Origin of the sequence: Ruegeria sp. YS9 (assembly GCF_024628725.1) — a bacterium.
GTDB classification, from domain to species: Bacteria; Pseudomonadota; Alphaproteobacteria; order Rhodobacterales; family Rhodobacteraceae; genus Ruegeria; species Ruegeria atlantica_C.
Map to the genome: position 1 here is coordinate 2,480,715 of NZ_CP102409.1, position 16,298 is coordinate 2,497,012.

At 58.7% G+C, this 16,298-nt stretch carries 18 protein-coding genes and 1 tRNA gene; 7 read left to right on the forward strand and 12 right to left on the reverse strand.

What is annotated here, in order from left to right; all coding sequences use genetic code 11:
• Position 1: 1 nt before the first annotated feature.
• The gene (locus NOR97_RS12600) at positions 2-154 is read right to left on the reverse strand and encodes a hypothetical protein (RefSeq protein WP_170346013.1); all 153 of its coding nucleotides are present in this window, start codon (positions 152-154) and stop codon (positions 2-4) included.
• Positions 155-257: 103 nt separating this feature from the next.
• Here NOR97_RS12600 and NOR97_RS12605 point away from each other — a divergent pair, with 103 nt between their 5' ends.
• Positions 258-1,220 (forward strand): acetyl-CoA carboxylase carboxyltransferase subunit alpha, encoded by a 963-nt coding sequence (locus NOR97_RS12605; protein WP_152459042.1) that lies wholly within the window; start codon positions 258-260, stop codon positions 1,218-1,220.
• A 3-nt stretch (positions 1,221-1,223) separates the two neighbouring features.
• Here NOR97_RS12605 and NOR97_RS12610 read toward each other — a convergent pair whose 3' ends face one another.
• From NOR97_RS12610 to NOR97_RS12620, 3 genes are all read right to left on the reverse strand, one after another.
• Positions 1,224-2,354: a lytic murein transglycosylase gene (locus tag NOR97_RS12610; RefSeq protein ID WP_257599315.1), complete on the reverse strand. Its 1,131-nt coding sequence runs from the start codon at positions 2,352-2,354 to the stop codon at positions 1,224-1,226.
• A 113-nt stretch (positions 2,355-2,467) separates the two neighbouring features.
• Positions 2,468-3,115 (reverse strand): GntR family transcriptional regulator, encoded by a 648-nt coding sequence (locus NOR97_RS12615; RefSeq protein WP_170346010.1) that lies wholly within the window; start codon positions 3,113-3,115, stop codon positions 2,468-2,470.
• Positions 3,116-3,145: 30 nt separating this feature from the next.
• On the reverse strand, positions 3,146-3,841 hold the full coding sequence (locus NOR97_RS12620; protein WP_257599316.1) for a M48 family metallopeptidase: 696 nt from the start codon (positions 3,839-3,841) through the stop codon (positions 3,146-3,148).
• 100 nt (positions 3,842-3,941) lie between these two features.
• Here NOR97_RS12620 and NOR97_RS12625 point away from each other — a divergent pair, with 100 nt between their 5' ends.
• Both NOR97_RS12625 and NOR97_RS12630 read left to right on the forward strand, forming a co-directional pair.
• Positions 3,942-4,268: a TIGR02300 family protein gene (locus NOR97_RS12625; protein WP_257599317.1), complete on the forward strand. Its 327-nt coding sequence runs from the start codon at positions 3,942-3,944 to the stop codon at positions 4,266-4,268.
• Between the two features lie 143 nt (positions 4,269-4,411).
• Positions 4,412-4,487, forward strand: a tRNA-Ala gene (locus NOR97_RS12630).
• A 175-nt stretch (positions 4,488-4,662) separates the two neighbouring features.
• Here the strand turns inward: NOR97_RS12630 and NOR97_RS12635 are convergent.
• The 4 genes from NOR97_RS12635 to NOR97_RS12650 are packed head-to-tail and all read right to left on the reverse strand — an operon-like array spanning position 4,663 to position 8,887.
• Complete coding sequence (locus NOR97_RS12635; RefSeq protein ID WP_257599318.1) at positions 4,663-5,445, reverse strand: dimethylarginine dimethylaminohydrolase family protein; 783 nt, start codon at positions 5,443-5,445, stop codon at positions 4,663-4,665.
• Positions 5,446-5,448: 3 nt separating this feature from the next.
• The gene (locus NOR97_RS12640; RefSeq protein ID WP_257599319.1) at positions 5,449-7,053 is read right to left on the reverse strand and encodes a 5-guanidino-2-oxopentanoate decarboxylase; all 1,605 of its coding nucleotides are present in this window, start codon (positions 7,051-7,053) and stop codon (positions 5,449-5,451) included.
• Positions 7,050-8,234: a pyridoxal phosphate-dependent aminotransferase gene (locus NOR97_RS12645; protein WP_170346005.1), complete on the reverse strand. Its 1,185-nt coding sequence runs from the start codon at positions 8,232-8,234 to the stop codon at positions 7,050-7,052. The genes NOR97_RS12640 and NOR97_RS12645 overlap by 4 nt, the downstream gene beginning before the upstream one ends.
• Complete coding sequence (locus NOR97_RS12650; RefSeq protein ID WP_174818450.1) at positions 8,231-8,887, reverse strand: TetR/AcrR family transcriptional regulator; 657 nt, start codon at positions 8,885-8,887, stop codon at positions 8,231-8,233. The genes NOR97_RS12645 and NOR97_RS12650 overlap by 4 nt, the downstream gene beginning before the upstream one ends.
• Positions 8,888-8,964: 77 nt before the next feature.
• Between NOR97_RS12650 and NOR97_RS12655 the strand changes: the two genes are divergently transcribed.
• From NOR97_RS12655 to NOR97_RS12670, 4 genes are read left to right on the forward strand one after another with little or no spacing between them, the layout of a single operon-like run.
• Positions 8,965-9,762: an ABC transporter ATP-binding protein gene (locus NOR97_RS12655; RefSeq protein ID WP_170346004.1), complete on the forward strand. Its 798-nt coding sequence runs from the start codon at positions 8,965-8,967 to the stop codon at positions 9,760-9,762.
• A gap of 42 nt (positions 9,763-9,804) precedes the next feature.
• Positions 9,805-10,569: a transporter substrate-binding domain-containing protein gene (locus tag NOR97_RS12660; protein ID WP_170346003.1), complete on the forward strand. Its 765-nt coding sequence runs from the start codon at positions 9,805-9,807 to the stop codon at positions 10,567-10,569.
• 9 nt (positions 10,570-10,578) lie between these two features.
• On the forward strand, positions 10,579-11,331 hold the full coding sequence (locus tag NOR97_RS12665; RefSeq protein WP_117872369.1) for an ABC transporter permease: 753 nt from the start codon (positions 10,579-10,581) through the stop codon (positions 11,329-11,331).
• Entirely contained in the window at positions 11,328-12,125 is a 798-nt protein-coding gene (locus tag NOR97_RS12670) for an ABC transporter permease (RefSeq protein WP_170346002.1), read from the forward strand. The genes NOR97_RS12665 and NOR97_RS12670 overlap by 4 nt, the downstream gene beginning before the upstream one ends.
• Before the next feature lie 298 nt (positions 12,126-12,423).
• Here NOR97_RS12670 and NOR97_RS12675 read toward each other — a convergent pair whose 3' ends face one another.
• The 4 genes from NOR97_RS12675 to NOR97_RS12690 are packed head-to-tail and all read right to left on the reverse strand — an operon-like array spanning position 12,424 to position 16,195.
• Positions 12,424-13,179, reverse strand: coding sequence for an ABC transporter ATP-binding protein (locus NOR97_RS12675; protein ID WP_257599320.1), 756 nt, complete (start codon positions 13,177-13,179; stop codon positions 12,424-12,426).
• Positions 13,180-13,188: 9 nt separating this feature from the next.
• Positions 13,189-13,944: an ABC transporter ATP-binding protein gene (locus NOR97_RS12680; RefSeq protein ID WP_170346000.1), complete on the reverse strand. Its 756-nt coding sequence runs from the start codon at positions 13,942-13,944 to the stop codon at positions 13,189-13,191.
• Positions 13,945-13,954: 10 nt separating this feature from the next.
• A complete protein-coding gene (locus NOR97_RS12685; RefSeq protein WP_170345999.1) occupies positions 13,955-15,160 on the reverse strand; it encodes a branched-chain amino acid ABC transporter permease in 1,206 nt (401 codons plus the stop codon).
• A gap of 3 nt (positions 15,161-15,163) precedes the next feature.
• Complete coding sequence (locus NOR97_RS12690; protein ID WP_170345998.1) at positions 15,164-16,195, reverse strand: branched-chain amino acid ABC transporter permease; 1,032 nt, start codon at positions 16,193-16,195, stop codon at positions 15,164-15,166.
• Between the last annotated feature and the right edge of the window lie 103 nt (positions 16,196-16,298).

Below are 16,298 nucleotides of genomic sequence, written 5' to 3' on the forward strand. Positions count from 1 at the left end.
GCTACGACAGCAGGCAAGTTTCGGCCAGCACATCCTCGGGCGCGGTGTCGGGTGGGTACAGGGTCAGACGCCGCGTTAGACTGTCGTGGGTGCAGGTCAGAACGCGCAGCGCGGGGTCCTTCTTGGCGGCGGCCTTCAGTATCCGTTTTTCCATTCGCCCATCTGAAATCGAACATCTTCACCACTCGGGTCTTGCCGAGTTGCATCCGGAGCACCATCAGGCCATATAGCAGGGAACTTTCGCGTTGAGAGGCGTCATGACCCAGTATCTGGATTTCGAAAAACCGCTGGCTGAAATTGAAGGCAAGGCTGAAGAGCTGCGTGCGCTGGCCCGCACCAACGAAGAGATGGACGTAACCGAAGAAGCCGCCGCGTTGGACGCCAAAGCCGCCAAACTTTTGGATGAGCTTTACGCCGACCTGACCCCATGGCGGAAATGCCAAGTCGCCCGACACCCGGAACGCCCGCATTGCAGCGATTACGTCGATGCCCTGTTCACCGAATTCACCCCTTTGGCCGGAGATCGCAATTTTGCCGATGATCTGGCCGTGATCGGCGGGCTTGCACGTTTCAACGATCAACCGGTCATGGTGATCGGCCATGAAAAAGGCAGCGACACCAAATCGCGGATCGAACGCAATTTCGGCATGGCCCGCCCCGAAGGTTATCGCAAGGCGGTCCGCCTGATGGAGATGGCCGGTCGGTTTGGCCTGCCGGTGATCACCCTGATCGATACTGCCGGCGCCTATCCCGGCAAGGGCGCCGAGGAACGCGGTCAGTCCGAAGCGATTGCCCGCTCGACCCAGATGTGCCTGAAGATCGGTGTGCCCCTGGTGTCGGTCATCATCGGCGAAGGCGGCTCGGGCGGGGCCGTGGCCTTTGCCACCGCCAACCGCGTGGCGATGCTGGAACACTCGGTCTATTCGGTGATCTCGCCGGAAGGTTGCGCATCGATCCTGTGGAAAGATGCAGAAAAGATGCGTGAAGCGGCCGAAGCGCTGCGTCTGACCGCTCAGGACCTTCACAAGCTTGGCGTTTGCGACCGGATCATCCCTGAACCCAAGGGCGGCGCGCATCGCGATCGTCCGGCCGCTGTCGAAGCTGTACGCGCGGCTCTCACCGATATGTTGGCGGAACTGGACGGCAAAGATGCGGCGACCCTGATTCAGGACCGCCGTCAAAAATTCCTCGATATCGGCTCAAAAGGGTTGGCGGCGTAACCGTCAGCCACCCAACCTGCGCAACAAGGCAACCGAGGGCTCTCCGGTGACCGCAAGGCCATTGGCGCTTTGATACGCGCTGATGGCTGACGTCGTGTTTTTGCCGATCACCCCGTCCGCGCCTTTCGTATCATACCCTTGGGATGTCAGCCGCCGTTGCAATTCCTTGCGGTCGTCCAATGTCAGACCGTTTGCATCTGGCCCGAACGAGGCCTGAAACGGAGCGCCGCCGGCGATTCTGTCCGCCAGATGACCGACCCCGATCGCGTAACTGTCCGAATTGTTATAGCGCTTGATGACCTGAAAATTGCGGAAGACGGCAATGCGCGGTCCGGGCACCTGCGGTTGCAGCACGGCCACCGGAGTACCGGAAACCGTTCCGACCTCGCCCCCCCAGGGCTGCCCCCGCACCCAGCCTGCGCGCGACAGGTAAGCAGCGGTCGAAGCCAGCGAATCCGTCGGATCGTCCGACCAGATATCCCGCCGCCCGTCGCCGGTGAAATCCACCGCATAGGCCAGGTAGGAGGTTGGAATGAACTGCGTATGCCCCATCGCACCGGCCCAGCTGCCGGTCATCTTGTCAGGCGTGGTGTCGCCATTCTGAAGGATCTTCAGCGCCGCGATCAACTGGCTTTCAAAGAACTGACCACGCCGCCCATCATAAGCCAGTGTCGACAGAGCTGACACAACGGGCACATCGCCGCGACGCGCCCCATAGCGGCTTTCCAGCCCCCACACTGCAACGACGATTTCCTTGTCTACTCCGTACTGCGCCTCGATCTGCGACAGCGTCCCGTTGTATTGCCGCAGCATCTTCTGGCCGGTGCGGATCCGCTCGTCCGAGGCGGCAATGGCCAGATAATCTTCGAGCGAACGCTTGAACTCTACCTGATTGCGGTCGCGCTCGATCACATCGGGAAGGTACCCTGCCCCCTGAAAAGCGCGGTCAATTGTGGATTGTGAAATTCCCTGCGATGCCGCCCTGCCCTTGAACCCGGCGACCCAGGCATCCCACCCTGCATTGGGAACGGACCGCATACGCGACGCAGGCGCGCTGGATGGCGCATTGCCACCCGTGCAGGCGGCCAACAATATAGATCCAAGGCAAATGGAAAAAGTCCGGCGAGTGATCATGGCTGTGGTCTGCTCTTGTTTGTGATTTGCCTCGAGAGTAACCCAGTCGGGCTGAACAGGCCAGAACAGTGAAACCCTCTATCTTGTGCGCAGAAAGGTCGGCGGGATGCCGCTCAGCTCACCAGCAAGCGCAGTCCCTGCGTCACGTCCGAGCGGACCGCCAGGCGCAAGCCCGGTTCGTCCCCTGCCTTGAGAGCAGCAATGATCAGCTTGTGATAATGCGGTGGTTCAGTGCGCCTGAGACGCCCGTAAAGCGCCCTCATCGTCGGCCCGAGTTGCAGCCAGACCGTTTCGGCAATGGCCAGCATCGCGGGTGCCTGAGCCCGCAGGTACAGGGTGCGGTGAAACTCCAGATTTGAACGGATGTACCCAACCGCGTCCCGCTTGGTCACCATCTCGGCAACGGTCATGTTGATGGTCTGCAACCGGTCGATCAGCGCAATATGCGCCCGGGGCAGAGCCCGGCTGGCCAGCTCGACTTCCAGCAACGCGCGCAAGGCCGCCAATTCTTCGATCCGGTCGTTGGTCAATTCAGGTGTCGAGACCCGGCCGGAATTGGACAGAAACAAAGCCCCCTCGGCGGCCAGACGGCGCACGGCCTCTCGCGCCGGAGTCATCGAGACGCCGAATTCCTTGCCGATGCCACGCAAGGTCAGCGCCTGACCCGGCGCCATCTCGCCATGCATGATTCGAGATCTCAGGGCGCGGTACACCCGGTCATGAGTGGCAGTTTGGGTGTCAGACGGGCGTGTGCTCAGCATCCGCTTATGTGATCACAAAACAGCGCAAGGTCAACTCGGCTTTGCGTCAAACCTGTATCGATGCAACTCTGCCCCATTGTCGCGCAACCAGCGACGGGGTTGCTGATAGGGGCCGAAAATGCGTTCCACCTGCTCCCAGAACGCGGGCGAGTGGTTCATCTGGGCAAGATGCGCCACCTCGTGTGCGGCCACATAATGCAGCACCTCGGACGGCGCGAGAATGAGCCGCCACGAGAACATCAATCCACCGTGCGAACTGCATGATCCCCAGCGTGACCGCGTGTCGCGCAGGCTGAGCGTGCTGTACGACCGCCCCAGCATTGCCGCGTAATCATCGCACGCGCCGATCAGACGGTCCCGCGCCAATTCCTTCAGAAACCGGGCCAATCTGCGCGCCTCGGCCCCTTCCGGCACTGCGACCTCGTCCGCCAGCAACTGAACACGCCGACCCTTCGCGGGCACGATTCGCCGGACAATGCCTTCAATCGGTATCTTCTGCCCGAACTGCACCACGGCCGTTTCCGGCCTGTCCTGCAGATGCTGGCGAATCCACTCTTCCTTGGTACGCGCGAAACTCAGCGCCTCGGATTCAGGCACTCCGACCGGATAGGTCAGCGTAACCCGGCCATCCAGTTGAGAAATTCGCAAACTGATGCGCCGCGCCCGGGCGGATTTGCGCAGCCTCAGCGGCACCGGCGGCGTCCCTGGCAATGCGTGCTCTCCCATATCGCGACCTCTCTTGCGCAAAGACTTTGACAGTGCCCTCTGCCTGTGGCAGGTGAGCTGAATCATTTAGACGACTCACCTGATATCAAGGGGATTTGACATGCCCAAGGAAGAATGGGGCGTAAAGCGCGTTTGCCCGACCACCGGTAAGCGATTCTACGACCTGAACAAGGACCCGATCATCAGCCCCTACACTGGCGAGATCGTGGAGCTTGAAACATCCAAAAGCCGCATGATCGCGGCGGATGCAGAAGATGCCGCCTCGGTCAAGGCGCGTGAAAACGCGTCGGAAGAGGAGCTGGTACTGGATGACGACGACTCTGTCGACGTCGAACTGGATGACGATCTGCTGGATGACGATGATGACACCAGTGATGACGTTTCGCTGGATGATATCACCGACATATCTTCGGAAGACGAAAACTGATCACGTCAAAGGCGACCACAGGGTCGCCTTTTTCGTTCCACGTACAGCTTGGTGCGGAAATTCGCGTTCGATTCCATTTTTGGACTTGCACTCGTCGTCACTGTCTCCTAAACGTCCGTCCACCGCATCAGCGGTACCTAGATGGGGCCTTAGCTCAGTTGGGAGAGCGCTTGCATGGCATGCAAGAGGTCAGGGGTTCGACTCCCCTAGGCTCCACCAAAACCTAACAGAACAACCAGATAGCAAGCATTAGAGCGGTGTGACACACAGGTGTGACACAAACTGAAGCTGCATGCGTAACCGGAAGAGACCAAGCTTGTTCACCGCTCGTCTTTCGAACCATCAAGACGCCGACCTGCCGAATTCACTGGGGTCTGAATCCGGCAGGTGACCCTCAGAATCTCAATGACAGACAGGACATGCCACCATCAAGCTTTGCACAATCGGTATTGTCAATTTCAATGACCTCATAGCCTTCGCGATCCAGCATCTCTGCGGTGCGAGGGAAGCCAGCGGCCATCAGCACCAGATTGTTGAACCGGATCGCGTTGGCCGCTGCCTCTTCACCGTCTGCAACATGCAGCACCCGGTAGCCTTCAAAGCAGCCCGAAGCGTCCAATCGCCGGGTCGCAAGGATTGTCTCGGCATCCATCAGCGAACAATCCGTTTTGAAGTGCAAAACGCCCTCGGGCGTGAACACTTCCCGCAGTTTGCAACCCCATTCAGAGGTGATTTTCGCCAGTTCCTCGACACCTTCCGCGTCGGTGCGGTCTGACCGGCCCACAAGGATTTCGCGACCGGTTACAAGGATGTCTCCGCCCTCGATATGGCCGGGACCTTTGATCTGTGTGACCGTATCATAGCAGGCACGCAGAGCCGGAGCGATCTCGGCCACTTCCCCCATCCGCGAAGGCGCGCCCGGCCGCATCAACACAGCACCCTGCGGCAGGCACAGCGCCGTATCTTCGACAAACTGCGCGTCAGGGAACGCATCCAGAGGATCAAGCTCGATCACCTCGGCCCCGGTGCTTTTCAGTGCTGCCACATATGCCCCATGCGCGGCCATCATCCCATCGAAATCCGGGTTTCCGATATCTTCTGCGCGCAATCCATCAGCTATGGTCGGTGCCGGGCGGCGGGTGATCGCGCGGGAAAACTCAAAAGTTGGGTCTGACATGTTTCAATCTCTCTGAGGTTCGAATTTCGGAGCGGTGACTTCGATCATCGCGGGCCCGTCCAGGGCCGCCGTTTCGCGTAACGCTTGTGCGACGGCCTGAGGGTTATCGGGAACCCTGGTGTGTGGAATGCCAAAGGATCTGGCTGTCGCTGCAAAATCGGGGGGTGTGGGGTCACATCCAACGACCGTCACACCTGCATCCTGCATCGATGTGGCGATTTCCCGGTACCCGTGATTGTTCCAGATCACGAACGTGACCGGCAGGTTTTCGTCTACTGCGGCCATTGCTTCCGGCATTGAAAACTGCGCTCCGCCATCGCCGACGATGCATATTACCCGCGCCGTTGGATCGGCAATCGACGCGCCGATGGCGGCGGGTATGCCATAGCCGAGCGCACCATACCCCGTTGCCGCATTGAACCAGCCACCTGTCCGGTCGTGGTCATAGTAAAGATTGCCGGCATAAATGGGCTGGGTGGAATCCCCGACCATCAGAGCATTCGGAGACGCAGAGCGCATCGCATTCAGTATCTCCACCTGTTTGCGATAATCCGGGCCGATCTCCTGCCAGGCCGCGTCGCGCGTTGATCTGGCACGTTCCGCACCGTCGCTTTGCCGTGCCCTCTGCGGCAGGGCCTCATACAGTGCTGGCACAACCAGGTCGACGTCACCTTGAATGGCAATCGTTGCCTCATGCCGTGAAAGCTGATCGCTGCACCGTTCAACCCGTATCAGGCCGGACAGTTTCGCAACCTGACCGGTGGCATACATGTCATAATCGGTTGGCCCAAGCTCGGTTCCCAAGGCCAGAACGCAATCGGCGCTTTCCAACAATGCGCGCACCGCCTTCAGGCTGGGGCTGGCCGGAACGGTCAGAGCGTGCCCGTGCATTAGGCCGCGCGCATTGACGGTTTGCACAACAGGGGCATCCAGGGCTTCGGCCAGTGCTTGCAATCCCGCCTCGGCACGCTTCGCCCCGCCGCCCGCCAGAATGACGACTTTCTTTGCCTCAGTCAGTTGCCCTGAGGCCTGCCTGATCAAAGCCGGGTTGACCGGAGGATCAGGGTCAGGCGTCTCGACTGCTGTTTCCTGATATTCCGCCGCTGCGATATCCAGCGGGACCTCTATATGTACCGGCCCGGGGCGACCGTTGGTGAGGTTGTGAAAAACACGCGCCAAGACCGGGTCCAGAGCGCCGGGGCCGGTGACCTGTTCGGACACCAACGCAACCGTTTTCGCCAGCCCCATTTGGTCTGGCAATTCGTGCAGATGCCCCAAACCCTTGCCAAGCGATCCGGTTTTGTTGACCCCGGACACCACCAGCATCGGTATTGAATCGGCCCGCGCCTGCACCATCGGCGTCAGCGTATTGGTCAATCCGGGGCCGGTGATCACAAAGGCAACACCCGGCTTGCCCGCCACACGCGCATAGCCATCGGCCATGAAACCCGCGCCCTGTTCGTGTCTGGGCGTAACATGTCGTATGCCAGAAGCGGCAAGCCCTCGGTACAGTTCCACCGTGTGAACGCCTGGTATTCCAAAGACGCAGGTCACATCCCTTTGGCAAAGCTTGGCAACCAGAGCTTCGCCAATTGTCATACCGCTCATGCGACCTCACGTGATTTGCTGTTGGCGTGATCGATGATACGGGAAACCGCAATTCCAAAGTCCGTGTCACTGATCGTCAGGGCGACCCGCACCCAGTCCTTCAGGCTGTCCCCAAAGGCGGACCCCGGCATGACGGCCACCCCGGCCTGTAGCAGGTCCCAGGCATAGGCTTCGCCATCCAGCCCGGTGGCAGAGACATTGATGAGTGCGAACATTCCCGCCTCGGGCCGGTGAACAGTCAGATCCGTTTCCGCTTCAAGACGATCGGCCAGCAGGGTCGCGCGGCCAGAAAAGCGGGCGGCCATGCCGGGGGCAACCTCGGACCCGTCGCGGATCGCTTTTTCGGTCATGTCCGCGATGAAAGGCTGATTGCCAAAAAGCATGGTCTCGGAATAGGGCAGCAGCGCTTCGCAGAACGCGGCGGGCCCGACACACCAGCCACTGCGGAACCCCGGAGCGGCATGAGATTTCGAAATGGATGATACGCCAATGACACGATCCGCCAGTTCCGGATCCGCCAATGGTGAAACAAATCGGGCACCGTCAAAGATCAATTCTTCATAAACCTCGTCCGAGATGATCCACAAGTCATGCGCAATCGCCAGCTGCCCGATCTCGGCAATGTCCGCGGCGGTCAGGACCGCGCCCGTCGGGTTATGCGGCGTAGTCAGGAGAATGGCACGGCTGCGCGGAGTGATGCGGGCCGCGATATCTGCGGCCTGCATGCTAAACCCTTTCTCGGGCCGCAGCGGTACGGGCACCATCTCGGCCCCGGATGCGCGAACGACACCTTCATAGGTCGCGTACATCGGATCGCCGACCAGTACTTCGTCGCCCGACTCTGCGACCCCGGCCATGGCTGCAAACAGGGCGGTCTGCGTCCCGGGAAAGCACAGAAAATTCTCAGGCCCGAATGCCCGCCCACGCGAGGCAGAGTAGCGCGCAGCCAGCGCGTCTAGCAGTCCGGCTTCTCCGCGCCCATTGGAATACCCTGTCCGCTGCGCCCGCAATGAGGTTACGGTGGCTTCGACCAATGCGTCCGGCACGGGCACGTCCGGTTCTCCTATCGTCATTTCGACGATATCCGCTCCGGCCTTGATAAGGTCGCGCGCTTTCAGGTGCACGCCCCATTTGGCGCCCCCCAAGCCCGCCAACCGTTCTGTCACGGATGTGGTCTTCATGACTGCTCCACTTCTTTGGTCAATGGAATCCCGACGATGGCGCTGACGGAATCCAAACCGATCTGCGCCAGTTGGCCTTCGGAAAAAGCATCCGGAAGCGCGCCCCCTTCAAGCCACAGGCCGTCGATCACCGCGTTGCAGGCGATGGCCAGTTGCATTGCCTCTGACGCATCAACCGAACGCCCAGTTTCTTGCAGCGCAGCAACGATCAGCTTCTCGAGGTGATCCCGGAAATAGTTGTAGGTTTGCTGGTGAATGCGCTGCATTTTCGGGTCATGCTGCACCTTGTTCAGGAAGCCTGCCCACAAGGCCACAGCGCTTGGATCGACGATTGGCGGTCGCAGTGACGCGTCGACGAAGTTGGTCAGCCGAGAAACCGCGCTTCCCTTTCCTGACGAAGCAGCTGTCTGGTCTGTCAGCGTATTCATGTGGTGCTCATACGCCGCCTGAACCAGATCTTCCTTGGATGAGAAATAGTGCCGGATCAGCCCTTGGGTCACGTTCGCGCGGGCTGCGATCTCACGCACTGTGGCGCCCCGAACGCCCATCTCGGCGATCAGATCCAAAGTCGCCAGAATCAGCGCCTCGCGGCGAAACTCGGCAGACTCACGTTTGAATTTGCGGCTGTCGTCCTGCACGTCAGTGTCATCCATGGCATGGAGTTATTATACACTTGCATAATTGCGAGATTCGGGGCTTACTGCAAGCTGAAATCAGAAGATTCTTGGATATGGACACAGCCAAAGCAGTTTCACCCGCACCCGAAGCAACCACGCCCGACGAGGCGATCAAGGTTGAGGATCTGCACAAATCCTTTGGCACGCTGGAGGTTTTGAAAGGCGTATCCCTGACCGCAAACAAGGGGGATGTTGTTGCCATTATCGGGGGGTCAGGCTCTGGAAAATCCACCATGCTGCGCTGCATCAACTTTCTGGAAACGCCGAGTTCAGGAAAGATCAACATTGGCGGCGAACTGGTTGAAATGCACGCGGATGGCAGCCCTTCCAACCGCCGTCAGATCGAACGTATCCGCACACGGCTGGCCATGGTCTTCCAGCAGTTCAATCTGTGGACACACCGTACGCTTTTGGAGAACGTGATCGAAGTGCCCGTGCATGTCCTCAAGGTGCCGAAGGCAGAGGCGATCGCGCGGGCGCATGAACTGCTGAAGAGGGTGGGCCTCGGCGACAAGGCCGACACCTATCCGGCCTATCTTTCGGGTGGTCAGCAACAGCGCGCCGCCATCGCCCGGGCGCTTGCGGTCGATCCTTCGGTTATGCTTTTCGATGAACCCACGTCGGCGCTTGATCCCGAGCTTGTTGGCGAGGTTCTGACCGTGATCCGCGATCTTGCCGCCGAAGGGCGCACAATGCTGCTTGTCACCCATGAAATGAAATTTGCACGCGAAGTCGCAGACCACGTTGTCTATCTCTTCGAGGGCCGTATCGAAGAGCAGGGTCCGCCTGCCGAGGTCTTCGGCAACCCGAAATCAGAACGCTTGAAGCAGTTCCTCAGCTCGGTCGCCTGATCCGGAAAAACAACACATAATGAACCAAAAGGGAGTATCAAAATGAACATCAAGAAACTGCTCGCGTCCGGCCTTGCCGCCGCTGTCCTTTCGGCTGGTGTCGCCAGCGCCGAAGAGGTCAAGATCGGCATCGCGGCCGAACCTTATCCGCCCTTCGCGTCGCTGGACAGCTCAGGCAACTGGGTCGGCTGGGAGATCGATGTCATCAATGCGGTCTGCGCCGCTGCGGAACTTGACTGTGTCATCACACCGGTGGCCTGGGACGGTATCATCCCGTCGCTGACCGGACAGCAGATCGACGCCATCATGGCATCAATGTCGATCACCGAGGAGCGGCTGAAAACCATTGATTTCAGCGATCCTTACTACAACACACCTGCCGTCATCGTCGCGGACAAATCGATGGATATCGAAGCGACCCCCGAGTCGCTGGCCGGTAAGGTTGTCGGCGTTCAGGCTTCGACCATCCATCAGGCTTATGCACAGGAATACTTCAAGGATTCCGAGCTGAAAGTTTATCAGACTCAGGATGAGGCCAACCAGGACCTGTTCGCAGGCCGTATTGACGCCACACAGGCCGACAGTATTGCCATGGCGGACTTCGTGAACTCGGATGCCGGGGCATGCTGTGAAATCAAAGGCGCCGTCGCAGATGATCCGGCTATCCTGGGGCGAGGCGTTGGCGCCGGTGTTCGCAAGGGCGATGATGACCTGCTTGCAGCGCTGAACAAGGGCATCGCGGCAATTCTCGCCGATGGAACGCACGAGAAGATCACCTCGAACTATTTCTCGGCCAGCATCTACTAAGCTGTCGCTGTGACCGGACTGTTGGAATCGCTTGGATTGGCGCAGAGCGCAGAGCTACTGTCGCTGTCGCCACCGGGTTGGGGGGGCAATCTGCTGCGCGGATTGTCCCACTCATTGCAGATCGCTTTTGGTGCATATGCGCTTGGCCTCGTGATCGGATTGTTCGGAGCCTATGGCAAACTATACGGCGGGAAGGTCACACGCGACCTTCTTGCCATTTACACGACCGTGATCCGGGCCGTGCCGGAACTGGTCTTGATCCTGATCCTGTATTACGTGGGATCTGACATCATCAACAAAATCTCCGCTGCAATGGGTGGAGGCCGGGTCGAGGTCAATGGCGTCGCCGCGGGCATTTGGGTTCTCGGCGTTGTTCAGGGCGCATACGCAACCGAGATTCTGCGCGGAGCCATTCAGGCGGTTCCACCCGGACAGATCGAGGCGGCCAAATCCTACGGGATGCCCGCATTCATGACCATGCGGCGTGTCACGATCCCCGCCATGATGGGTTTTGCTGTACCCGGTCTGGCCAACTTGTGGCTGATTGCCACCAAGGACACTGCACTGCTCGCGGTCGTGGGGTTCAACGAACTGACACTGGAAACCCGGCAGGCCGCCAGCAGCACCCGGGCCTATTTTACCTTCTTTCTGGCAGCGGGTTTTCTCTACCTCATGGTCACTCTCTTTTCGGGTGGTATCTTCGCGCGGATCGAGAAATGGGCGCGTCGCGGTCAACCTTCTCTGAAAGGAGGTGGCAGATGATCGACCTCAGGTCCTTGATGCAACCCCATCGGATCGTGATGATGCTGATCTTTGCCGGGATCGTGATCTGGTGTGCCATGTCTTTGCGATGGGACTGGTTGCCAAAATACGCCCCGCTTGCCTTGCAGGGGATCTGGACCACGCTCTGGCTGCTTGTTGTCACCGTCGTTCTCGGATTTCTGCTGGCCGTACCACTCGGGTTGGCCCAGGCCGTTGGGCCCTGGTACCTTGCGGCCCCGGCCAAGGCGTTTTGCACCATCATTCGGGGCACACCTCTGCTTTTGCAGCTTTGGTTGCTGTATTATGGCCTCGGCTCATTGTTCCCTCAATTCCCATGGATACGATCGTCCGAGCTTTGGCCGTATCTGCGTCAGGCCTGGCCTTATGCGGTGCTGGCTTTAACGCTTTCTTATGCCGGCTATGAAGGTGAGGTGATGCGCGGAGCCTTCAAAGGCGTCGCCAAAGGTCAGCTGGAGGCGGCAAAGGCGTTTGGCATGCCAAGGCTGACGATGTTCCGCCGCATCTGGTTGCCGCAGGCAATTCGCAATGTCCTGCCGACCCTGGGCGGTGAAACCATTCTCCAGTTGAAGGCGACGCCCTTGGTTGCCACGATCACGGTGGTTGATATCTATGCCGTGTCATCCCGGGTGCGGTCCGACACGTTCATCATCTACGAGCCGCTCATCCTGCTGGCCGTATTCTACATTCTCGTTGCTGGTATTATTGCCCTGATGTTCCACTGGCTGGAAGTGAAGGTGCTGGGAACCGGAAGCCGCAATGGGTCTGCCGGATAATACCAGCCGGAAGTGAAGCGAGACCCACGGCCCCGCTCCGGACACAGGTTTCGTCGGCGCGTTTTCAGACCGATTGAAACCATGGGCACACGGTCAAGACGGGTGCCCGGAATGGCTTGGGGAAGGTTCGGCTTGCAGCCCTTGCGACGTAGGTACCGGCAACCCGGGACTGGTGCCTGGCCTTCTTATCCATTGCACAACGACCTGGAACACCGCGCCACAATCGTCTGGTCGGCGCAGTGGCGGATGTCACGAACTGATCGTGCCCATTGGCTCTGTTTGCCAATCAGAACAACGCTCAGATCGCCAGATATTCCTCACGAAGGCTGGCGTCCTCAAGCACTTCTTTTGCCGTTCCGTCGAACACGATGGTCCCGGTATCAAGGATGATCGCGCGGTCCGCCAGCTCCAAAGCGCGCACGGCGTTCTGTTCAACGATGATCGTTGTCATACCCTGCTGCTTGACGTGTATGAGGGTTTTTTCGATTTCGTCGACAATGACAGGCGCCAAACCTTCATAGGGTTCATCCAAAAGCAGCACTTTGATGTCCCTGGCAAGAGCCCTGGCGATCGACAGCATCTGCTGTTCGCCACCCGACAGTGTAATCCCTTCCTGCTTCCTGCGCTCTCCGAGACGCGGAAACAGCTCGTAAAGCCGTTCAAGGGACCATCCGATCGGAGGCGCAATCTGTGCGAGTTGCAGGTTTTCTTCGACTGTCAGGCCGGGAATGATGCGTCTGTCTTCCGGTACAAGACCAAGGCCCACTGCCGCCGCTTCATAGCTTGTCATGTTGTGCAGCGGCTTGTGGTCCAACCAGATTTCGCCATGTCTGACTTCTGGATCTCCAACTCTCGCGATCGAACGCAGCGTCGAGGTCTTGCCCGCGCCGTTGCGTCCAAGAAGGGCAAGGATCTCGCCTTCATGTACGTTGAAGCTGACGCCCTGCACGATGTAGCTTTCTCCATAGTAGGAGTGCATGTCCCAAACGGAAAGAAACGCAGGGGCGGTGCTGGCCAGATTGGCGTTTTTCGAAAAGTCAGGTTTCTCGTTCATAGCTTTTCCTTACGCAGCCTCGCCCAGATAGGCCTCGCGAACCTTTGGGTTTCCGCGGATGTTTTCAGGAGTATCTTCAACCAAAGGCGTGCCCTGGGCCAGAACAGTGATGCGTTCGGCAAGGCTGAAGACAACATGCATGTCATGCTCGATGATCGCGATGGTGATATCGCGTTCATCCTTGATCTGTTTCAGCAGGTCGATCGTGTTGTTGGTATCCGCCCTCGCCATCCCCGCCGTCGGTTCATCCAGCAGCAACAGCCGCGGATTCTGGCTGAGGCACATGCCGATCTCGAGCCGTCGCTTGTCGCCCCGCGACAGCGAGGCCGCGTGCATCTCACGCTTGTCGGCCATGTTCATCTCTTCCAGCATCGCTTCGGCCTGTTCGACAACAGCCTTTTCGTTGGCGATGGTTTCATAAGCATGCATCCGGAACGCCCCATCCCGCATGGCGAAGATCGGAATCAGCATGTTCTCCATCACCGTCAATTCACCAAAAATCTCTGGTGTCTGAAACACGCGGCTTATGCCCATCTGGTTGATCTGGAAGGGCTCAAGCCCCAAGACCGAAGCGTTGTCGAACAACACGGACCCGGTGTCTGGCATGAGCTTGCCGACCAGACAATTCAGCAAGGTCGATTTGCCCGCCCCATTGGGCCCGATGATTGCGTGAACCGAATTCTCCTCGACACTGAGATTCACATCCGTGAGTGCCTTGAGGCCGCCGAAGCGCTTGCTGACGTCTTTGACTCTTAGAATTGCCATGGCTCGCCCCTTATTCCGCCGGTTCCGTTTTACCCGACGTCGCGTCGTCGGATTTTGATTTCTTGCGCTTGAGCCGGTTCAGCAAACGCTGACCACCTTCGACAAGACCACCCGGCAGGTAGATAACGACAAGCATGAAAAGAATGCCCAGCGTCAGATGCCAGCCCTTGCCGATGAACGGATGGATCACGAATACCACCGCGTCCTCCAGTCCGTCAGGCAGGAATGCAAACCAGCTGTGCAACACGTTGTCGTTGATCTTCGAGAAGATGTTTTCGAAATACTTGATGAAGCCCGCACCCAGCACCGGACCGATCAAGGTTCCCGTGCCGCCCAGGATCGTCATCAGAACGACCTCGCCCGATGCGGTCCACTGCATCCGTTCGGCACCTGCCAGCGGGTCCATTGCGGCCATCAGCCCACCAGCCAGGCCGGCATACATGCCCGAGATGACAAATGCCGCCAGCGTGTACGGTTTCGAATTCAGGCCGGTATAGTTCATCCGCTGCTGGTTCGACTTCACCGCCCGCAGCATCATCCCGAAAGGTGAACGGAAGATTCGGATCGCCAGGTAGAAGACCACCATCATAATCACCGCGCACAGATAGTATCCCGCGTTGAAGTCAAAGCTCCACGCGCCCACGTCCATCGTGTAGGTCGCGCGCATCGGCAGGCCGAACAGATGCGGCAGATCCGGCGAGTTCGCCCCTTGCAGGATCTGTGGATCATCCGCGTAAACCTGCAATCCCGTTTCCCCGTTCGTCAGGTTGAACTTGGGGTTGGACAACACCGAATAAGCCAACGCAAAGCTCATCTGGGCGAAGGCCAGCGTGAGGATCGAAAAATAGATGCCCGACCGGCGCAGGCTGACAAACCCGATCAGCAAAGAGAACACTCCGGCGACCACAACGCTGAGTGCGATAGCCGGGATGATGTTGTAGCTCAGCAGCTTGAACATCCATACGGCGGAATAGGATCCAACGCCCAGAAAGGCCGCGTGTCCGAATGACAGGTATCCGGTAAGGCCGAACAGGATGTTGAAGCCGATGGCAAAGATGCCAAAGATCACGAAACGTTGCATCAGGTCCGGATAGCCCGCGTTGAATTGCGCCATGGCGCTGCCTTCGGGGAACGGATTCAGGATGAAGGGCGCCAGCATCGTAAGGATGCCGACGATGATCAGCAGGCTGGTGTCTTTTTTGTTCAGTCCCAACATCGATTATTCCTCCATCACGCCTTTGCGTCCCATCAAACCGCGCGGGCGTGTGAGCAGCACAATAATGGCAACAAGGTAGATGATGATTTGGTTGATGCCCGGGATCGTCGTCGTGGCCCAGGTCGTAGAGGCGAAGCTTTCGAGAATGCCCAGTAGAAAGCCAGCCAGCACGGCGCCGGGAAGAGACCCCATGCCGCCAACGACAACCACAACGAAACTGAGGACCAGAAAATCCATCCCCATGTGATAGTTTGGTGGGTTGAGCGGCCCGTACATGACGCCCGCCAAACCGGCCACCGCGGCAGCAATACCGAACATGATCGTAAAACGCCGGTCGATGTTGATCCCCAGCAGGCCAACAGTTTCGCGATCCGCCATGCCGGCGCGCACAACCATTCCGAAGGTGGTGAATTGCAGGAATGAGAAGACGGCACCGATTATGGCAACTGCAAAGCCAAAATAGACGAGGCGCCAGATCGGGTAGATGATCGCGTTGGGATCAAACCCGATCATTGTGCCAAGGTCGATAGAGCCACTCAGCGCGTCGGGCGGCGGGGTCTGGATGGGGTTGGCACCAAAGAAATACTTTACGATTTCCTGCAACACGATCGCAAGGCCGAACGTGACAAGGATCTGGTCCGCGTGGGGGCGTTTGTAGAAATGCTTGATAAGCCCGCGTTCCATCACATAGCCAACCGCCAGCATGATCGGGATCGCAAACAGGATGGCCAATGGAACGGACCAGTCGATGATCGTCGCCCCGAACTCTGGGCCGAACCATGCTTGGACATAAGGCGTTTCCACTTTCAGCGGGTTGCCAAGAAAGTCAGTTTGGCTCTCGTCGATGGTTACAAAGCTCAGGTTCATGAGCTTTTGCAAAGTGACGGCACAGAACGCGCCGATCATGAACAGGGCCCCGTGGGCAAAGTTCACAACGCCGAGCGTCCCGAAAATAAGCGTCAGCCCCAGCGCAATCAGCGCATAAGCCGACCCTTTGTCCAGACCGTTCAGAATTTGCAATAGGATGGCGTCCATTGGCCCACCTCAGGGTTGGTCAGTGTGAATTGAGTGGCACAACAGGATCAACCCTGCTGTAGATGTCTGGCCACCATTTTGGCGGCCAGACTTTGATACGAGG